The following is a 20,174-nucleotide window of genomic DNA, read 5'->3' as shown; positions in this document are numbered from 1 at the left end:
AAAAAAATCGGTTTCAGTTCGCACCAAAGAGGGGGACAAGGCAACGATTTCAACGTCAACAATCACCACGATCGTCTCCACCGACCGTCCCCATCGGTGGCCGATACGCCATGGTATGAGAATGCCGGATCAATCCAACCGTCGCACGAACCGCTTTCGATAGGCCGCAGGGGTCATCCCGGTGGCTTGTCGAAAACGCTTGGTCAAATGACTCTGGTCGGTATAACCGACGTCGACCGCAATCTGTGCCAGCGTCAGCGAGGTCGTCGTCAATAATTGCTGCGCCGTTTGGATTCGCACGGACCTCAAATAGTCGTTCGGTGTCATGTGCAGCAGTTGGCGAAACCGACGGTTGAAATGAGTCGTCGAAAGGCCGGACATCTCCGCCATGGCCGCCATCGAAATGGGTTCGGCATAGTGGCGTTCGATGTACCGTGCGCACGGCAACAGTTCTTGCAAATAGCCCGACAGTTCGCTGTCGCGTTCGATGCGGTACATCGATCCGGCCAACCCGATGACCTGACCATCCGGATCCATCAACGGGGTCTTGGTCGACACGTACCATCGCGGGACTCGGCGACGGTGCAACACCAGCCAGACTTGTCCCGGCATCGGTTGGGCCGACTTCATCACCCGACGATCTTCGGCGATGTACGCCTCGGCCATCACGGGGGGATGCAGGTCGCGATCCGTCTTGCCGATCGCTTCGGATTCATCCGCCAAACCATGATTTTCCAAAAACTGTTGGTTGACTTTGACAAACCGGCTGTCGCGATCCTTGGCATAAAAATAGGTGTGCGGCAGACAATCGAACAAGCGAATCACGGACTCGGCCAAAGGATGACGGCTGAAAAATGCATCCTGAATCGATTGGGACACCGGCTGACTCATGGTCAAAACGTACCATTTCGAACGTCCACTGTCCAAGAAACCGCTGCCCGGTTGGCCTACACTGAAACCACCAAGGTCTTGGCACCTTCGGCGTCTGGCCCCACCGATCCGCCCACCGCTTCCCCCAATCTGATCCAAGCGAGATCCATGACGTATCGGGATCCTTCCTTTACCGTCGCCGATCGGCCGTTGTCCCTACGACGACCTGGAATGGCGGTGCAAAACGCAAACAATCGCCCGCCGACCGGTCAGCGAAACAAAAGAATGCGGATCATCGCGGGGCAACCGTCGTCGTGGTTGTGGTTTGCCTGTGTGGTGACTTGTGCCAGTTTCGCATCGGCCGACGACATCCGATTTTCGCGAGACGTGTTGCCGGTCTTGTCGGACCGGTGTTTTCATTGTCACGGTCCGGACGAATCGAATCGCGAAGCCGACTTGCGTTTGGACATCGAAGACGCCGCGAAAGAAGACCGTGGTGGATATTCAGCAATCACCGCAGGCGATCTGGAGGCCAGCGAAATCTGGCTCCGCATCACCACCGACGACGAATCCATCCGCATGCCACCAGCGGATTCGCACCGAAAACCTCTGACCGCATCGGAACGCGACGCGATCCGCGATTGGATCGTGCAGGGTGCAAGGTGGGGGAAACATTGGTCCTTTGAACCGATCGTCCGACCCCAAGTTCCCCCACACGCCGATCACCCCATCGATGCCTTTGTGATCGACAAGTTGCAACCGATGGGCTGGACGCTCAGTGAACCAGCCCCGGCACGAACACAACTTCGTCGTCTGTCGTTCGACTTGACCGGACTGGCCCCAAGCGATGACGAGGTCCGGGCGCTGGTCGATGCATCGCCATCGCAACCGGAAACCGATGCGGCTTGGAACGAAGCCTTGGACCGCATCTTCGCTTCCCCCGCCTACGCCGAACGCATGGCGATGTGGTGGTTGGACGCCGCCCGCTATTCGGATTCCGATGGCTATCAGCAAGACGCGACCCGCCAAAATTGGCCTTGGCGTGACTGGGTGATTCGACAGTTTCAAAACAATCGATCGTTCAAAGATTTCACCATCGAACAATTCGCCGGTGACTTGTTGCCCGATGCGACCGACAGTCAGCGCTTGGCGACCTGTTTTCACCGCAACCACATGACCAACGGCGAAGGCGGTCGTGATCCGGAAGAATCACGTGTCGACTACGTCATTGACCGGGTCAACACGACGGGAACGGTTTGGCTGGGATTAACGCTGGGCTGTGTCCAGTGCCACAGCCACAAGTTTGATCCGATCTCGCAACACGACTATTACGCAATGGCCGCGTTCTTCGACAGCATTGACGAAGACGGCAAAGCGGGCATGTCGGCCAAACCGTATCTCAGTTACACGTCACCCGATGTGCAACCATCGATCGATGCGTTGACCGAATTCGTCCGCCAATGCGAAGACGAACACACCGCCGCGCAATCCGATGCTGCGAAAAGGTTTGAATCTCACTTGGAGCAACTCACGTCCAGTTCCACAGTCCCGTCTCAAGCGTGGTGGGACGTCAGGCCACAGGTGCAAAGTAGCGAAGGCACCGAGTTTCGCATTGAATCGGACCACACGATTCAAACGTTGGGTCCGACGCCCGAACAAGACGACTATCGCGTCATCATCCGGGTCCCCGATGACATGCCCATGGTGACCGGCTTTCGCGTGGAGATCTTTCCGCACCAGTCCCATGTCGACGGACGCTTCGCGCGGTCCGGAAACGGCGAATTCACGTTAACCAGCGTGCTGGCCCTCGGCCGCCGAAACAACAGTCCCGCTGAATCGCAATTGGAACTGGCCGGTGCGGTTGCCGATTTTGAGCCTGCCAAGGATCGCAAAAGCAAATGGGATCGCCGCTACGCGAACATCGCCGAAACCCTGAACGACGATGCACGCGACGGTTGGACCACCGAAGGCGCAACGACGGTCACACCGCATGTCGGCGTTTACGAATTGGCCCAGCCTTGGACGGTCCAGCCCGGCGACCAGTTCGTCGTCGTGCTGCGTCAACGATCCACCCACGGCGACGCCAACATTGGACGTTTCCGAATCGCCTTGGCCTCCGAGCGTGGTGAAACGGTGCGACGTACCGACGGTGATTCACCGATCGCGCAACTGCACCGCATCGTTTCCGCCGGTGACGAGATCACCGACGAACTTCGCGACCGACTGAAACAGCAGTTTCTGTTGGGCGATACGGATTACCAGACGGTGCTGCAGCGTTTGAAGACGGCTCGATCGCAATTGGCGGAACTGAAGAATCAAGCTAAACCGCGAAAGGTCATGGTGCTGCGGCAACGCGACGAACCACGCGATACGCACGTCTTGGTGCGTGGCGTCTGGGATGCCAAAGGCGACGTCGTCCAGCCCGCCGTATTGCCCAGCGTATTGCCGCGCCCGACCGACGCGATCCATGACCGTTTGGACTTGGCTCGCTGGATCGTCGATCCCGAAAATCCGCTAACCCCACGAGTCGTCGCCAACCATTTGTGGCAAATCATGTTCGGCGCGGGACTGGTGCGAACACCGGAAGATTTTGGTTTGCAAGGCGAAAGGCCGACGCACGATCGTCTGCTGGATTTCTTGGCGGTGGAATTGATCGAAAGCGATTGGGACGTCCAGCACATTTTGCGATTGATCGCCAACAGCGACACGTATCGACAAAGCAGCGTCGTGTCACCGGAACAATTGGCCAAAGATCCGGAAAACCGATTGCTTTCACGAGCTTCACGATACCGGTTGCCGGCATGGATGATCCGCGACAATGCATTGCACGTCGCCAAGCTTCTGAACCCAAGCGTCGGCGGGCCACCGGTGATGCCGTATCAACCGGACGGCGTCTGGGCGGAAATCACCATGGGGCGGTTCGACTATCAACACAGTTTGGGACCGGCTCAGTATCGTCGCACGATCTATGCGTTCTGGCGACGCAGTAGCGCGCCCACGTTCCTATTCGACAGTGCCCAGCGACGCGTCTGCGAAGTGGGGGTCCGGCGGACCAACACGCCACTGCAGGCGTTAACGCTGATGAACGACACCACAATGTTGGAAGTTTCGCGAGAGATGGCGGATCAGATCATCGCAGACAATAAGTCAGGCCGTTACACCGGAGCCCCCGCGAAGGACGTCCAGCAGATAGCGAGTGCCGTGCTGTCACGTCGCTTTGACGCCAGCGAAACCGATGCTTTGGTCAAATTGTGGCATTCCACCAGAGACCATTACCTTCAGCACACCGACCAAGCGATCGCATTCTGCACGGTCGGGCAACAACCGCCGCCGCGTTCCGATTCGGCCGCATCCACGGCAGCTTGGATGACCGTTGCCAGTTTGATTCTGAATCTTGACGAAGCGATGACACGCGAATGAGGCGAACCGAGATGAACCTGGACTGGAACCAATTGGGCCGCCGCAGTTTCTTGCAACAGGCCGGCTTGAATTTTGGGGCTTTGGCCGCCGGCGCGATGCTGGGCGATCAGGCCGCAGCGTCCGAACTGAAATCAGCATTACCCCATTTCGCCCCCAAAGCCAAACGGGTGATTTTCCTGACGCAATCGGGCGGTCCGTCCCAGATTGAATTGTTCGACTTTAAACCCAACTTGGCGAAACTGGCCGGGACCAAGCTTCCTGATAGCGTTCGCCAAGGCCAGCGTTTGACCGGCATGACCAAGGGCAAGCCCCAGTTGATCATGCCGCCGATCACCAAGTTTCATCGACACGGCGAATCGGGCACGCTGCTGGGCGAATGGCTGCCGCATCTCGGGACAATCGCCGACGAGATTTGCTTGGTCAAATCGATGGTGACCGATCAAATCAATCACGCGCCGGCGATGACCAAGTTTTTGACCGGACACCAGTTGCCCGGACGACCAAGCTTTGGCTGTTGGGCCAGCTATGGATTGGGCAGCGTCAACCGTAACCTGCCCGACTACGTCGTCTTGATCTCGCGAATGAAACGAGGCAGCGATCAACCGCTGTACAACCATTACTGGGGCAGCGGTTTTCTGCCCTCGCGTCACCAAGGCGTCAAGCTTCGCAGTGCCAAAGACCCGGTGCTGTACTTGAACGACCCCGACGGCATGCCGCGGTCGCTGCGTCGTGAAATGTTGGACGCGATGGGTGACTTGAATCGGAAGCATCATGCCGAAACATTGGATCCGGAAATCGAAACACGGATTCAGCAGTACGAGATGGCGTTTCGGATGCAAGCCAGCGTCCCCGATTTGACCGACTTGTCGGACGAGCCAGATTCGACGTTTGAACTTTACGGACCCGATTCACGACGGCCTGGCAGTTATGCCGCCAACTGCATTTTGGCGAGACGACTGGCCGAACGTGACGTTCGCTTCATCCAGCTGTTCCACCCCGACTGGGATCACCATTCACGACTGCGGTCGTGGTGTGTGTCGCGTTGCGTCGACACCGACCAACCCAGCGCGGCGTTGATCAAGGATCTGAAACAGCGTGGATTGCTGGACGACACGCTGGTGATTTGGGGCGGTGAATTCGGACGCGGCGTCGCGGGACAAGGCCAATGGGATTCGCCCGAAGCCGGTCGAGATCACCATCCGCGATGTTTCACCATTTGGATGGCGGGTGGCGGCGTGCGTCCGGGAATCAGTCACGGTGCGACCGATGACTTCAGCTACAACGTGGTCGAAAACCCCGTTCATGTCCGCGACCTTCACGCCACCGCGTTGCACTTGCTGGGCATCGACCACCAGCGTTTCACGCATCGGTTCCAGGGTCTGGATTTCAAGCTGACCGGCGTCGAACCGTCGCGAGTGGTCAAAGACATTCTGGTATAGCGACGCTCGACAATGCAAGGAACCGACAAAACGGCCTCCACCTGATCACTGTACGAAGGTGGGGGGCAGCATGGACCCGTCTTCTCGAAAATTCAGGTCATAGACTTCGCATCCGATCTCATTGTGCACCTTGTCGTGCTCCAGCAGGATCGAATCGAAAGTCATCGCCTCGGGTGTCAGAAGATCTCCCTTTTCGCGACTGACGATCGTAGGCACATTCGGCAGTTTGGGTGGGTTCTTGTCCAGCACTTTGAAGTTCGGGTTCGTATACACGACCGGCGTGAAACAAAGAAAGTGTTTTCGATAGGCTGTGCTTTCGAAATGCCCGGGAAAAAGGTGGTCCACGCATCCATCCGGTGAGATCACGCCATCGAGAACCTCCAAATCCGAAATCAGCAACTCGCTACCGATATAGATCGACTGGAATCCGTCGCCGATCAGATTGTCGATCCCCGCACCTCCGACGAAAGTGATTTGATCGACTCCTTCACTGGTGATGATGTCATTTCCATTGGCCCCATAAAGGATGAACTTGGCGCGATCGAACAACTGCATCGCGGATTGATCTGTGCGAAGCGAAATCCAGTCGTTCCCACCTGCACCGGAAACCATAATTTTCAAAATTGACGTGAGGTCAGGTTGCATTTGTTCGGTGTTTTCATCCCAGGGATCGGGGGGAAGGTCACGCTGGCGAATTCGGCCTACGTATTCGTCGTTCACCCAAAAGCGAATTCGATCGTCTTCGACTTCAATGGCGATCTTGTCGTCGCCAGGAGTTCCAACAAGAACGATCGTGCCTTCCAGCCAATCGTCGATGAGTTCGATGTCGTCTTCGTCCTCCATCGCGGGAGGCAAGACGTCCGTCAGTGACACGGGGTCCTGGGCCGAAAGCGACACCGCAAAGACAGACATCAGACCGAGAAAAAACAGGCACGCGTTGGGGCGAATTCGAGTTGGCATCGCAGATTTCCGATTTGCTTGAACTTCGAGCGGTGTGTTTGGCTGACCTGCAAAGCGTTGAAAAAGCGGAGATGTGACACGCATTTCTGAAAAACGTAAATCTGCGAATCTGAATGGCTGAACCCGCATTCTTATCCCCCCGATCGCTTCCGATTTGTACGGCAATTTCAACCGAGCATCCCTCAGCAGAGGCCGCTGCGGCGGATGGGATAGAAAGACGCCCCCAGGTGCCGAATCTGGATTCCAAGCTGACCGGTGTCGAACCGTCCCGAGTGGTCAAAGACATTCTGGTTTAGATCCAGGGGAATCTGCGCCACCGCCTCGAATAACGCTGACGGCCGCTCCCCCCGCTTTCGATCCGGTTCGTGAACCAAGATGATGGACCGACTGTCCCACCATCGGGAACGGATCTTTCGCAGCATTGGCATCACGTCGGGATAGGGTCAAACACGCATGAGTCTTCCATTTTCACAAGTCGACGCCTTTGCCGAACGACCATTCACAGGGAATCCAGCCGCCGTGGTCGTGCTGGATTCGTTTCCAGATGACCGATGGATGCAATCCGTTGCATCGGAGATGAATCTGTCCGAAACGGCGTTCGTGGTTGCCGGTGCGTCTGAGAACGAATTTTCGTTGCGTTGGTTCACGCCTGCGGCCGAAGTCGATTTGTGTGGTCATGCAACACTCGCATCGGCTCACGTCTTGTATGACACGTGGCGTGTTGGACGCGCAGACCCAATTCGTTTTCAAACCCGCAGCGGTCCACTGACCTGCCGGCATCGCGAGGGTTTAATCACGATGGACTTTCCGGCGATCGATCGCCGGGACGATGTCGCCCCGGATGTCCAACATGCCGTTTTGGATTGTCTCGGATTGGCCACCGCTACGGTGTTCCAATCACGCTTTGACACCGTGGTCGTTGTTGAAGATGAAGCGTCGGTGATTGACTTGACCCCCGACTTTCATCGAATGAAGCGGATCGCGACTCGCGGCGTGATCGTTTCGGCATTGTCATCGCAGCCGCAAAGCGATTTCACGTCACGATTCTTTGCACCACGCCACAACATTGACGAAGATCCCGTGACGGGGTCGGCACACTGTTGCTTGGCCCCGTACTGGTGCCAGCGTCTGGGCCGCCAACAATTGATCGGATACCAGGCATCACAGCGTGGCGGATTCGTGGATTGTCAGTTGCGTGGGGACCGGGTTCGATTATCCGGTTGTGCCGTGACCGTCTTCGATGGTCAACTGCGGAAAATCGCCGAACCGGCAAACGCGACCTAAGCATTGCATTGCACGGCGCCGTCACCGTCGGCCGAACGTCCGGCATGACGAACCAGCGAATCGTCAAACAACGCTCGCGTCATGCCATCGGCAACATGCACGCAAGTGACGTTCAGCGTCGAGACTTCGCGAATGTTTCGCATTTCGTCGTCAAAGAACAGCATGTCGCAAAAATCCACACCACTTGCCGATTGCAGAGCTTGGAAATGTTTTAACTTGGACGACGGATAGATCTCGGCCAAGGTGAAGTAGTGATCGATCTCCAACATTCGCACCAACTGGCGTGCCCAAGGCGGTTGCTCCGTGCGTGACGCAAGTGCCAACGCGATCTTTTCCGTTTTACACACCTCCAGAATCGCATTCACATCGTCATACAATCGAATGTGGCGTCCGCTACGATCAGTGACACGCGGTCCCTTGGATCGGAAGGGCGGCGAAAGGCAATCGCACCAAGTGCCACCGCAATCCCACAGGGTGAAGTCCAGATCGAAAACAATCAGCTCCGGCAAGCGGCCGGGATATGCTGTGGCCATCGGATCAGCCGTCCAAGATTTCGACGACTTGTTCGATGGGACGCCCGATGGCCGCTTTACCGTCATGCACGACGATCGGCCGTTCGATCAGCCTCGGATGCTCGGCCAAAATCGCAATCCACTGCTTGTCTGTCTGCGTTTGATCCGCCAGCCCCAATTCCTTAAAAAGCTTTTCGCCCTTTCGGACCAACTGTTCGGGGCGGATGCCCAGCAATTTGACGATCTGGCGAAGCTGTTTCTCGCTGGGTGGTTCTTCCAAATACTTGATCACTCGCACATCCAAGCCACGCGATTGCAACAGCTTCAGAGCTTCACGTGACTTGGTACAGCGAGGGTTATGGTATATCTCGGTCATCAACGGATCGGCATGTCTGGTTGATCAAGATGGCCCGATACCTTCAGGGGCCTTGCGGCGGCATTTTAGCGACCGCTTGTCCATCCGGTCGACCAGGGACCGCCAACCCCATGAATCAACTTCACAGATCAACGGACGTCAGCATACTGGCCTGCGTTTCGATGTTGCTGTCGTCATCTTCACCGACAGGTTCCGCGTCACGAAGTGCGATCCGCTCCAACGCACGTGCACGTCGCTGGGCCCGTTTCGCTTCGGCGCGTGCCAATCGTTGTTCTTGGATGGATTGCTGTCGATCGACCTGTTGTCGGGCGTATTCCTGGGCCTGCTGTTGGCGCATCGATGCCAGCATCAGCTGTTGTTGATACAGCTGCTGTTGCAACGCATACAGTTGCTGACGCTGATACGCCAATTGACGCTGATAAGCCGCGTCGGAAGCCGTCGGTGAAAAGGCGGCGGTGCTGATCCCCAAGGATGACGATCGACTTGGGCCGCTGCCCCCTCGACCGCCGCCACCCCCACTGCATTGTGCCGATGCGTCGCACACCACCAGCATCGCGATCATCAGGCCCAGACACGAACACCACGTTTGACAACGAATCATCGTCATTCCCCCATCGGCTTGGATTGGTCACGAACACCGTCACCCAACCCTCAAGGACGTCTTTGAAACGAGACTGTCACGACGCAAAAAAAAGAATCAGGACGCCCCCGGGGGGACGCCCTGATTGATCGAAGATGCGGATGTCCGCGCTGCGAAAGCTTTGATCAGCGGGACAGCGCCGCCTTGACCTGCATTTCGCGGTATTGCTGCAACTGTTCGTCGGTCAACGTATGATCGGTAATCTTGATCGTCACCGTTTCAAGTCCGCCCGTGAACTCAAACGGCACCTGATAGTCTTCCGCGATCGGCGTTCCCGTGTCTTCACCGATGTCTAAGGTTTCATCCAAAGACATACGGAATGGGATCGTCCGAGGGACTCGATTCGTTCCCACCACTTCACCGTCGATCGACAGCGTGGCTTCGCCGCCTTTGCCCAAACCACCGCCGTCATAGTTGAAATCAAGCGTCACCACATGCTTGCCCGCGGGAATCGCCGTTTCTGATTCAACGCGATATCGATGCACATCGGCCAGGTTGTAAACGAACACGGGCTTGCCATCCAAAACGTACAGCCCCATGCCACAGAACCGGCCGCCTTGAGTCATCAGCAATCCTTCGGCACCGTCGTCGGGAATGTCCACCACGGCGCTGATTCCGAACGACTTGTTCTTCAAATCTGGCGCTGAACCCTCGGGGATTCGCGTCATGCCGTCGTAGTAAACGAACGTGTCGCGACCCGCGGTCAGACTGGGACGGTTGGTCACATCCAAGCGTTCAACTTTGCTGTTGTCCAATGGCAAGACGTCATTCTTCACCGCTTCGATATAGAACAATCGCTGAAGCTCCTTCAGTTTTTCCGGATACTTCTTTGCCAAGTCATTCGATTCGGAAAAGTCTTCTTCGACGTTGTACAGTTCCCACTGATATCCATCGATGACGTCCACCGGATCCACCACGCTGACCCAAGGCGGTGACGTGGGTGTGGTGCAGGCCACCCAACCATTGTCATAGATCCCACGATTGCCCAGCATCTCGAAATACTGAGTCGTTCGATGCGAGGGCGTTTCGGCATCATCCCACGTGTATGACATGCTGACGCCTTGAATGGGTTCCTGGGTGATCCCGTTGATCGAATCCGGCCCGGGCACTCCCACGGCGTCCAAAATCGTCGGCATGATGTCAATCACATGGTGAAACTGGCTGCGGACGGTGCCCGTTTGTTTGATTCGCTTGGGCCATGACATGACCATCCCGTTGCGAGTACCGCCGAAGTGCGACGCAACTTGCTTGGTCCATTGAAAAGGCGTGTCCATCGCGTGGGCCCAACCGATTGGATAGTGATTGAACGTCATCGGACCGCCCAGTTCATCACGATGCTGGTACACCTCATCAAAGGGGACTTCGATGTTGTTGAAGAACGTCATCTCGTTCAACAATCCCTGCGGGCTTCCTTCCGCACTGGCGCCGTTATCCCCTTGGATGTAGATGATCAGTGTGTTGTCCAATTCGCCGGTCTGATCGATCGCGTCGATGACACGCCCGAATTGATGATCCGCATGCGACAGAGCCGCCGCATAGACTTCCATCATACGGGCGAAGACCTCTTTCTTTTTGTCGTCCAGACTATCCCAAGCCGGGATTCCCTTGGAACGTTCGGTCAACTTGGTTCCCGGCGGCACCACTCCTTGGGCTTTCTGTCGGGCCAGGGTTTCTTTGCGGACTTCATCCCAGCCATCGTCAAACTGGCCTTTAAATTTCGCAATCCAGTCTTTTGGCGCGTGATGGGGGGCGTGGGCTGTCCCAGTCGCGTAGTAGCAAAAGAACGGTTTTTCGGGTGCCACCGCATTCTGCATCTGGATCCAGCCGATCGCTCGGTCGGCCATGTCTTCGTCAAAGTTGTAAGTCGGATCGTCGTGCGGTGGCTCGATCGGTCGTGTGTTTTCAACGATCGCTGGTGCCCACTGGTTGGTATCGCCACCGACGAACCCATAGAAGTATTCGAACCCCAGACCGACCGGCCACAAATCAAACGGTCCCGCTTGGCTGGTGTGCCAGTCGGGGACGTTGTGGTTCTTGCCAAACCAAGACGTGTTGTAACCGTTGTCTTTCAGGATCTGGCCGACCGTGCCACAGGACTTTCGCACCAGCGTGTTGTATCCCGGATACCCCACACCGATTTCCATGATGCCACCGGTCGACGCGGTGTGATGGTTACGTCCGGTGATCAATGCCGCTCGCGTCGGTGAACATAACGCGGTGGTATGAAATTGGTTGTATCGCAAACCCGACTTTGCCAAGCGATCGAAGGTCGGCGTCGGAATCGGTCCGCCGAACGTGCTGCTGGCACCAAAGCCCACATCATCAGTCAAGATCAACAGAATGTTGGGTGCATCCTTGGGAGGTTTGACTTCGGCTGGAAAGTCTTTGACCGAATCCGACGGTCGCAATCCGATTTTGCCACCAAAAGGCGTCTGGGGAATCGGTAGCGACGTCCGATTCCATGGTCCATCACCCATCAGCAATGGGCTCATCAAAAAGATCAACGATGCAATGCGAAGAGAAGGAAACATGGTGCGTGTGCCCGCAGAAAGAACGTGGAATACGATGAACCGCTTCGGAATGTCGATTCGGTTCGGCGTATCGGAGGACGAGTTCCCGTTATCTTAACAGTCTGACGAATGTCCGATCTTGTCGTTCTTCGATGCGTTCGATGCAAATTCACTCATTCTTCAGGCAACACCCCACAGTCGCGTCCTGAATTCACCTCACGACCACAATCACTCTGAATCGATTTAGTAAGCGGACAGATCATTTGAAGCTCAGGAAGTCGACGCATAAGCTTTGAAGTTGCGCTTTCCTGGTAACCCGACGCGTGAGCGAGGAAAAAGTGATGCTGACATCGCCTCGCTCACGCTTCGGGTTACCAAAAAACCAATGGCTCGGGTAAAAGCACAATTTCAGAATTCACGCGTTGGGCTACCATTTGTCGCAAGACTCCTGTCCGCCTGCGTAGATGAACACATGCATCATTGGACATGCCACGAACACGGACCTAAACCTCGGCCCGCTGCAGTTGCCTGAAGACTTGATAAGCTTCCTTGATCAATGGCGCACTGGAATCGGTTTCAACCTGCACACCACACAGTGAACGCGAAGGTTGATCGATCGCACCCCCGGCCAAAACGGCATCGGCAACCGACACGGGGTCATTGCGAACCGCGTCATTGCCGATGATGCGAATTCGATCACGGGGCAAGGTCAACGCGTATCGATAGTAGTCCAGCCAACGCTCGATCCAGTAATCGAACGAGTCAGCGTCATGATGGCGAAAGGCTTGCGATTCAAAGACAAAGTCGCGTCGGTTCAGACCGAATTCGTGATGCCCCAACATGTTCATGTAGTCCAGGACAAAAGGCGATTGCTGTTGCAACTGACAATGCAATCGATGCTGGCGAAGCAAACTTTGGGCATGTTGAATCGGATCGCGATACACCAACACGATCGTGTATTGCGGGGTCTGCTTTAAGAACGATTCCGCCCTTAGCAGAAAGTTGTTGTTCTTCGACAGATAGACCGACGACGGTGAAGCGCCGACCGTCGCGAGCCGCTTGAACTGTTCGATCTGCTGCGTGGAAACGGCATGGCGATGGAGCGTCCCGTCGCGATAGTAATGCTCCTTCAAGATGACTCGCCAAACAAACTCGTCAAAGGCTTCGGGACTGTCCAAATCGACCAACAGCCCATCGCGATGCGTCCGCTCCACCGCCTGGCTTCTCGCTCGATTCACCGTTTTCCACAATCGCGGGGCCATCGGAAACGGCATCTGTCGATACGTCAGACACCAGGTCTGGTCGTTTGAATGCAACACACGCAACATCGCCGTCGTTCCCGCACGTGCCAGGCCCGTCACGATGATGCCTTTGTTAGCGGGACGGTCACCACACACCCACCGATCGACGCGACCGGCCGTCAAGCCGACCGACGGGACGCCCAGCGTCAGATAGTAAAAGCACTGCTTACCGGCGGAATACTGGTCTGCTGATGTTGGTCGGCGAAGTCGCCAAACATAGATCACGCAAATCGGCAAACTGCCCAACAACGCCCGACCGACCACATCGACACCGGACCGCCCCACAAACGAAACGGCCAGAAACGGCAATCCGGACACGACCACGATTCCCACCGTGGCAAGGGACAGGGTGAACAGACACCGCACCAAAGCAATGGCATCGCGTTGAGCTTTGAGAAGCCGAACTTGGTCGTCCAGGTTGTACCGATTCAGTTCATAAACACTTTGCCCCAGCGTGACCAGAAAGCGGTCCACCAAGTGTTGAAACCCGGTCCAGTGGTACAGAAACAATCCGATCAAAGCTGACAGAAATCCAGCCGCAATCGCCGGCATGAATCAATCGCCTTGATCAAGAGGTGGTTTCGATTCATCCCGTTGACGACGTCGACGCATCTGTAACGGCAGAATCGCAAACGCATAGACCAGGAACAGGCCCGCCGCGACGAATCCCAGCAACAAGACGAGACCACCGATGCCAATCCCGGGGCCAATATACGCAAGCATGTTTTCCAAGACGTTCATGACGGATCCATCAAACGGAACCAAGCGACATGCCCCACCTTGCCATCACGATTGCCGGGGCAAACAAACTTGTAGGAGCGGTCACTGGCCAAGTCAGCCGCGACGAAAAAGCTTTGATCCGACGCCTCGATAAACAACCAGGCATCTTCCTTCCACCACTTCACGCGACCTTGGGTGGGCGTCTTGCAATCGTGTCGGGCAAAAACGTCCTGAAAGACCGATTCGGCTTGGTCCGCGTCGAAATCGTAAACCATGCAACGATTGTGTTCGCCGTGGCGGTACACGAATCCGGATCCCCAAGGCGAATTATTCATCACGTTGTTATCGAACACACTGATTTGATGATCGCTGACCACGGTCACATCGTGTTGATAGGACCACGCAACGGCGTTGCTCCATATGACTTTGCCGGTCGACGGACGGAATAACAGGACGGTGCTGATGTTTCGCAAGCTTAAAAAGACGTCTCCCGGTTCCCAGTACTCCGATCGCCCCCGAACCGGTTGGACATCATTCAGATGGAACGGGTCGGCGTCGGACCGTGCGTGATGCGAATAGTCATGTTCCGGATTGGCTTGAAAGATTTCGCTGATCGGATACCGCTGCAAAACCCGGCCATTGGTTGCGTCAATCTTCAGCGCCACGTCATCGCGAAACCCCTCTTGATCGGCGACCATCGAACACGTCCACAGATTGCCGTCGTGATCGACCTCCACCGAATGGTGCACCATCTCGGGTGATTGCCACAGCAACGTGCCGTCGGGATCAAAGCAACATAGCGATTGCTGTAGACGCGTCACCAAGCGGCCACCGTCCAGTATCAAAGGCGAGGCCAAGGGAAAACGAATGGGACCGCGGAAATGGAAATTCGGGTAACGCCGTTGATTTTCTTTCAGCCACTGTTTGTAACGTGACGCCAAATCGTCATAGGACCAATCCCAACGGTGAACCACCTGTTTGTCGGCCAAGCGACGACGAATCACGCTGATCCGGTTGGAATCTTGGTGATAGCGGCTGTATAGAAAGTCCTTCGGTACCGGGACGGCGTCGACACCGACAATCGATACGGATCCCGGCGGCAACATCGTCTCGGGTTCGGTGTCCAAATTGCGAACGACGTCGGGGTCTTGGATCACCGCGGTCGCGTGCTCGGGAACTTCGCGTAGGCGTCCGACCATTCGTTCCAGCGGGCTCAATTGCTGGCGATCGTCCAGCTTTTTTTGAATCCGGCCGCCGTACCACAGCCCAAAGACCAACACGAACAACAACAGCACGGCCCAGCGTGCCCGCAAGACAAATGCCTGAAACGGGGATTCATCGTCGAAATCGTTCCGGTCGCGGACAGGTTTCGAAGACATTCGTCTCTCTGCAGAACTTGGGCGAATCGGCGGTGAACATACCGGGGCCGTTTACGCAGGGTCAACCGCCACCGCATGAGGCCCGAAACGATGGCGTCGGCGATTCGTATCCGATCGGCGAAAATCGGGGAGAACCGTTGAGTTCGATCCAAAAGATTGGCGATCGCTGGCCCACGGATCTGTCGGTTGCCGCTTCCGGTCCGGCCCGCCAGGGTGCAGAATGCAGGTACCAAGGCGGAGCATCCACTCTTTTACCCGACCAAAAAACTCAAAGTCCCCACCGTGTCCCAACTATCTTCCGCCGGTCAACAATTGGTCCAGACCCTGGCCCAGCGCTACGGACTGTCAACCGATGCCGTCACGCACATGCTGATCGCCGTTCACAACGGCAACGGCACGATGGCCCAGTTCAACCATCCGGAGTTCGGCGGCTCGGGCCAATGGATGCAGGGTGGCATGACCATGGTCAGCGACCTATTTAACTATGCGTTGAAAAACCGCGTCGATGGCATTTGCCAAGACATCTCCAACGAACTTGCCAACCATCAACTGGTGCCATTTTCGGGATCGTTTCAGTCCCAAAGCCAGAACGGGTCATCGGCACAGTCCCAGGCTGCCGGCACCATCGGATCCCAAAATACGTTGTTTGTTCCCGACCCGGCCACGAATTGGTGGCCGGTCGAACTGGGCGCGCCGTCGGCCATCGGTTCACAAAACAACATTCGCTACGCCTACTTTCCTGCATCGCAACGATTGGCCATCAGCACTGGCGGTGAACCCTGGGTCTATGACACGCTGAATCATCAAATCGGTGGCTTTTCGCAGCAACAGGGAACCGGCGGTTCGATCTTGCTGACCAGCCAATTCGGGACGATCGACCTGGCAACCCTGCCTGTCGTTTCGCGCGGTGGTGTCATTCAATCGCCATCGGCACCCGACGTCGCTCCGCCCGCCCCGCCGGCATCGGAGTCGCCAACACCGCCACCGATCGACGAGCCGACTTTCGCTCCCGTCCAAGACGTCGCCAGCGGCGAAGCGCCGACGCCGGCCGGCGAACCATCCAACCCGCAAGACATCATCGAAACGCTCGATCGCTTGGGCGCGCTGATGGAAAAAGGCTATTTGTCCGAACAAGAATTCGCGGACAAGAAAGCCGATTTACTCAGTCGACTGTGAAACGTTTCGAAGGTGCCGCCCCGAACCGTCTTCGCCCGCGAAAGCTGCATGATCGTTGATCCGTCGCCGCGCGAGCGAGCGTTTTCGGGAATGATCGATGGCGAAGCCAGAAAAATTCTCGGTTTCATCGGCAGGTTCATCGAAGACGCCGGATAGCTGACCATGCGACCCAATGCTGTTCCCTCTTCGCCGCCCGAAGAAGCCGAATTCATGCGGCTGTTTCTACGTCACGAGAATCAGTTGCGCGTCTATGCGCGAACCATGCTGCCGGACTGGAACAGCGTCGACGATGCACTGCAAGAAGCCAGCGTGACGATGTGGCAAAAGCTTTGGCAGCTGGAAAATGCCGACGGCTTCCTGCCCTGGGCCAAGGTGATCCTGCGTTTCAAATGCCTTCACTTGATCGAAGACCTGCGACGCCGTCGACCGATCCTGAGCGATGAAGTCTTGACCATGTTGGCAGATAATCCCGACACCCGAATCCCTGAACAAGATGCGGAGATGCGGTCGGCCCTTCAGCAATGCCTGTCACAATTCACCGCGGCACATCAAGAACTATTGATCGCACCCTACACCGCCGGCCAACGAGTCGGCGAACTGGCCGAGCAATCGGGCAAGACCCCCAACGCGTTTTACAAATTGCTGGGTCGGCTAAGAGAAAAACTGACCGACTGCGTTCAACGTCAGATTCACACGGCACAGTTTCCATCATGAATCCCGACCAATTATTGCATCAGTATTTGCTGGGAAACCTGGACGCGGCCGCGACCGCAGAACTGGATCGACTGTTGGCCAACGACGCCGATCTGCAGCAACGCTATCGATTGGCCATTCAGATCGATACGGAACTTCGCAACCGATCGCTTCAGTTGCCGGATTCACACACCGATGATCCCGACAAAGCGATCGCTTCACCTGCCACGCCACGATCACCATATCTGCGAACCATGTTCGCGATGTTCGCGACGGCGGTGTGTCTGATGATCGCGGTCGGGCTATGGCAATCGTCGCCGGATGTCGTTGCGACGTTGGTGTCCAGTGAAAACGCGGCTTGGGAAAGCGATCTGCCCACCAATCCAGGATCCGATTTGCGCCCGGGAACGCTGAACCTAAAAACCGGCTTGGCGACGATTCGATTCGGCTCCGGTGCGGAATTGACCGTCGAAGCACCAACCCAGGTGGAGCTGATCAGTGCCATGGCCGCCAAGCTGACCACCGGGGCGGCGATGATCAACGTCCCCGAATCGGCAATCGGCTTTCGATTAGAGACCCCCGGTGGCTATGCGATCGATCGAGGAACCAAGTTTGCTGTTCGTGTGGATGACAACGGGCAAAGCACGGATTTTGAGTTGATCGATGGCGAAATCGATGTCCATCACAAGAGCACCGGCGACTCCATTCGTCTCCGCCAGGCTGGTACGGCGGCCTCGGTTTCAACCGATGTCATGTCGTTGATTCCATCTGCCGTGGAGTCCGATTCTGCGGACACCGCCGACAATCAAAGCGAATCCGACACACCCGTTCCATCCGGTCAACGCATTCTTCGAATCGGCACCCAAGGCCGCTGTGGTACGGCGATGCCACGGTCACACAAACGCCACAAGTTCATCGATCCGGCGGTGCTATCGGTCAAACGCAGCGGCACGGGGAAATGGGACTTTCGTTCCTTTTTCGAATTCGACGTGACCCACATCGATGTCGCTGACGTTGTCCATGCACGCGTGCGTTTGAACCTGATTCCCAGCACTCGCGGCGTCGCATCGCGTCTTCCCCGCATCAACCGGTTTGCGATCTATGGATTGACCAACTCGGAAAAATTCGGCTGGGACGTCGAACCGACCTGGGAAGCATCGCCGGGCCCCGAAGATGGTGTTCTGTTGGGAAAATTTGAGATCCAGCGCAGCCAGAATCGTGGTACGTTCGGCATTGAATCCGACAAACTTCTGCGGTTCCTGCGGTCCAATGCGGATCGACCGATCACGTTGATCTTGGTCCGCGAAACGACACAGATCGAAGGCATCGGCGTCGGCATGACGCACATGTTTGCCAGCGATCGTCATCCCGAATCCGTCGGACCGACCTTGGAATTAACGGTCCGCTGAACACGGTGCCGCGATCTTCCGCACCGCCCGCGTGGCCCCGTGGCCCGCCATGCATCGAGACTCCAATGGACGCGGCGACTGGAAAGACCGTCGTAAATTTTTTCCGGAATCTGCGGCAGATTGTCTCGCTGGTCTAGGATAAAGACCACACCCACCGACTGTTTGCCCCACCTCTATCCCGCCTTGGAAAGTCTTTGATGTTGAATCGTCGTGCTTTGGTACGTTCATTTGGCGGCGGCATGATGGCGTTGCCGATGCTGGAATCCGCTCCCAGTTCCGCCGCAACGCCACGCAGCAGTTCGCCGCATGCCAAGCGTCTGTTGATCGTGGGGAATCCATTCGGTGCCCATCCCGAACACTTCTTTCCGCAACAGTTCGGCAAAGACTTTCAGTTTCCCAAAACGATTCGTTCGCTGCAGTGGCTGAAGGATCGTTTGAGCATCCTGTCGCACACCGACCACAACATGAAAAGTGGTCACGGTCGCGAGATCGCGTTTCTAAGTGGGGTGCTTCCGGAAACCAGCGCGGCGTATCCGGAAAAGAACATGACGATTGATCAAATCGTCGCCAGACGGACGGGGACGCAGACCCGATTCGCGTCGGTCAATGCGTGCTTGCAGCGTGGCATTCGGCTTAGCTGGAACGCGAACGGGATGGACATCGAACCGTTCACCGATGTTCGACGAATGTACGACCACCTGTTTTTGAACCTGACAGCCAAACAGCGGCAAGAACGCCGACAATTGCTGCAGCAAAACGGCAGCGTTCTGGATGCCGCTATCGACCAGTTCAATGGCTTGCGGCGAAATTCCCCCAAAACCGACAAGGAACGTTTGGATCTTTACGCAAATTCGATTCGCACGCTGGAACACAACTTGGTCGATCGCCAACAGTGGGTGGATCGCGACAAGCCGACTTTCGAACTGGACGGCTACGTAAGCGGTGGCGAAATCACGATCGAAAATCACTACAAAGCGATCTTTGACATGGTGTCTTATGCGTTCCAAACGGATCTGACTCGGGTCGCGACGATCGGGTTTTCCCCCGAACTGAAGTACACCGACATCCAAGGTGTCACCAGGGGTTATCACGCCTGCACGCACAATGGCAAACGCGAAGACACCGTTGCGGAACTGGTTGCGATCGAATCGTTTCAAGTCCAACAGCTGTCGCGTTGCCTGAAACAACTGGACCAGATCCCCGAACCGAACGCGGACGGCAGCATGCTGGACCACACCGTCGTGTTGTTCGGCAGCGGCATGGGATATGGGGGAACCCATTCCAATCGTGACCTTCCCATCTTGGTCGCCGGTGGTGGTTTCCAGCACTGTGGGCACGTCGACACGCGTGATTCCAGCGGTGACAACATGCCGCTGTGCAATTTGTATTTGGCCATCTTGCAACGTTTCGGATTGGAGTACGAACAGTTCAACCAGAGTTCGGGCGTCTTTGATTTCACCCATGGAAAAGCTTGAAAGGATGTCC

The 20,174-nt window shown here is 56.4% G+C and carries 16 protein-coding genes; 7 read left to right on the top strand and 9 right to left on the bottom strand.

Annotation, left to right across the window (positions count from 1 at the left end; genetic code table 11):
* Positions 1-129 precede the first annotated feature (129 nt).
* Positions 130-879 (bottom strand): AraC family transcriptional regulator, encoded by a 750-nt coding sequence (locus tag Mal65_RS07310; protein WP_231131305.1) that lies wholly within the window; start codon positions 877-879, stop codon positions 130-132.
* Positions 880-942: 63 nt separating this feature from the next.
* Here Mal65_RS07310 and Mal65_RS07305 point away from each other — a divergent pair, with 63 nt between their 5' ends.
* The gene (locus Mal65_RS07305) at positions 943-4,290 is read left to right on the top strand and encodes a PSD1 and planctomycete cytochrome C domain-containing protein (protein WP_196784658.1); all 3,348 of its coding nucleotides are present in this window, start codon (positions 943-945) and stop codon (positions 4,288-4,290) included.
* Positions 4,291-4,301: 11 nt separating this feature from the next.
* Entirely contained in the window at positions 4,302-5,729 is a 1,428-nt protein-coding gene (locus Mal65_RS07300; protein WP_145304757.1) for a DUF1501 domain-containing protein, read from the top strand.
* Positions 5,730-5,774: 45 nt separating this feature from the next.
* Here Mal65_RS07300 and Mal65_RS07295 read toward each other — a convergent pair whose 3' ends face one another.
* Positions 5,775-6,641 carry a hypothetical protein gene (locus tag Mal65_RS07295; protein ID WP_231131304.1) on the bottom strand — a complete coding sequence of 289 codons (867 nt, stop codon included), beginning with the start codon at positions 6,639-6,641 and terminating at the stop codon, positions 5,775-5,777.
* Positions 6,642-7,142: 501 nt separating this feature from the next.
* On the opposite strand from Mal65_RS07295, the gene Mal65_RS07290 reads away from it, so the two are divergent.
* On the top strand, positions 7,143-7,973 hold the full coding sequence (locus Mal65_RS07290; RefSeq protein WP_145295408.1) for a PhzF family protein: 831 nt from the start codon (positions 7,143-7,145) through the stop codon (positions 7,971-7,973).
* Here Mal65_RS07290 and Mal65_RS07285 read toward each other — a convergent pair.
* From Mal65_RS07285 to Mal65_RS07255, 7 genes are all read right to left on the bottom strand, one after another.
* Positions 7,970-8,506 (bottom strand): magnesium-dependent phosphatase-1, encoded by a 537-nt coding sequence (locus Mal65_RS07285; RefSeq protein ID WP_145295405.1) that lies wholly within the window; start codon positions 8,504-8,506, stop codon positions 7,970-7,972. The two genes, Mal65_RS07290 and Mal65_RS07285, sit on opposite strands and share 4 nt — an antisense overlap.
* Before the next feature lie 4 nt (positions 8,507-8,510).
* Positions 8,511-8,861, bottom strand: a complete 351-nt coding sequence (gene arsC / locus Mal65_RS07280) for an arsenate reductase (glutaredoxin) (protein WP_145295403.1) — start codon at positions 8,859-8,861, stop codon at positions 8,511-8,513.
* Positions 8,862-8,982: 121 nt separating this feature from the next.
* Positions 8,983-9,462, bottom strand: a complete 480-nt coding sequence (locus Mal65_RS07275) for a hypothetical protein (protein WP_165701123.1) — start codon at positions 9,460-9,462, stop codon at positions 8,983-8,985.
* 164 nt (positions 9,463-9,626) lie between these two features.
* Positions 9,627-12,032: an arylsulfatase gene (locus tag Mal65_RS07270; protein ID WP_145295396.1), complete on the bottom strand. Its 2,406-nt coding sequence runs from the start codon at positions 12,030-12,032 to the stop codon at positions 9,627-9,629.
* A gap of 482 nt (positions 12,033-12,514) precedes the next feature.
* A complete protein-coding gene (locus Mal65_RS07265; protein WP_145295393.1) occupies positions 12,515-13,864 on the bottom strand; it encodes a sulfotransferase in 1,350 nt (449 codons plus the stop codon).
* Between the two features lie 3 nt (positions 13,865-13,867).
* Positions 13,868-14,053, bottom strand: coding sequence for a hypothetical protein (locus Mal65_RS07260; RefSeq protein WP_145295390.1), 186 nt, complete (start codon positions 14,051-14,053; stop codon positions 13,868-13,870).
* The gene (locus Mal65_RS07255; RefSeq protein ID WP_145295387.1) at positions 14,050-15,411 is read right to left on the bottom strand and encodes an arylsulfotransferase family protein; all 1,362 of its coding nucleotides are present in this window, start codon (positions 15,409-15,411) and stop codon (positions 14,050-14,052) included. The genes Mal65_RS07260 and Mal65_RS07255 overlap by 4 nt, the downstream gene beginning before the upstream one ends.
* 282 nt (positions 15,412-15,693) lie before the next feature.
* Between Mal65_RS07255 and Mal65_RS07250 the strand changes: the two genes are divergently transcribed.
* From Mal65_RS07250 to Mal65_RS07235, 4 genes are all read left to right on the top strand, one after another.
* Positions 15,694-16,587, top strand: a complete 894-nt coding sequence (locus tag Mal65_RS07250) for an SHOCT domain-containing protein (RefSeq protein WP_145295384.1) — start codon at positions 15,694-15,696, stop codon at positions 16,585-16,587.
* Positions 16,588-16,749: 162 nt separating this feature from the next.
* Complete coding sequence (locus tag Mal65_RS07245; RefSeq protein ID WP_145295381.1) at positions 16,750-17,301, top strand: sigma-70 family RNA polymerase sigma factor; 552 nt, start codon at positions 16,750-16,752, stop codon at positions 17,299-17,301.
* Positions 17,298-18,689, top strand: a complete 1,392-nt coding sequence (locus Mal65_RS07240) for a FecR domain-containing protein (protein ID WP_145295378.1) — start codon at positions 17,298-17,300, stop codon at positions 18,687-18,689. The genes Mal65_RS07245 and Mal65_RS07240 overlap by 4 nt, the downstream gene beginning before the upstream one ends.
* 197 nt (positions 18,690-18,886) lie before the next feature.
* Complete coding sequence (locus tag Mal65_RS07235; protein WP_196784657.1) at positions 18,887-20,164, top strand: DUF1552 domain-containing protein; 1,278 nt, start codon at positions 18,887-18,889, stop codon at positions 20,162-20,164.
* The last annotated feature ends 10 nt before the right edge of the window (positions 20,165-20,174 follow it).

It is taken from the genome of Crateriforma conspicua (assembly GCF_007752935.1).
Taxonomy (GTDB): domain Bacteria; phylum Planctomycetota; class Planctomycetia; order Pirellulales; family Pirellulaceae; genus Crateriforma; species Crateriforma conspicua.
This window is presented reverse-complemented; position numbering and strand designations above follow the sequence as displayed.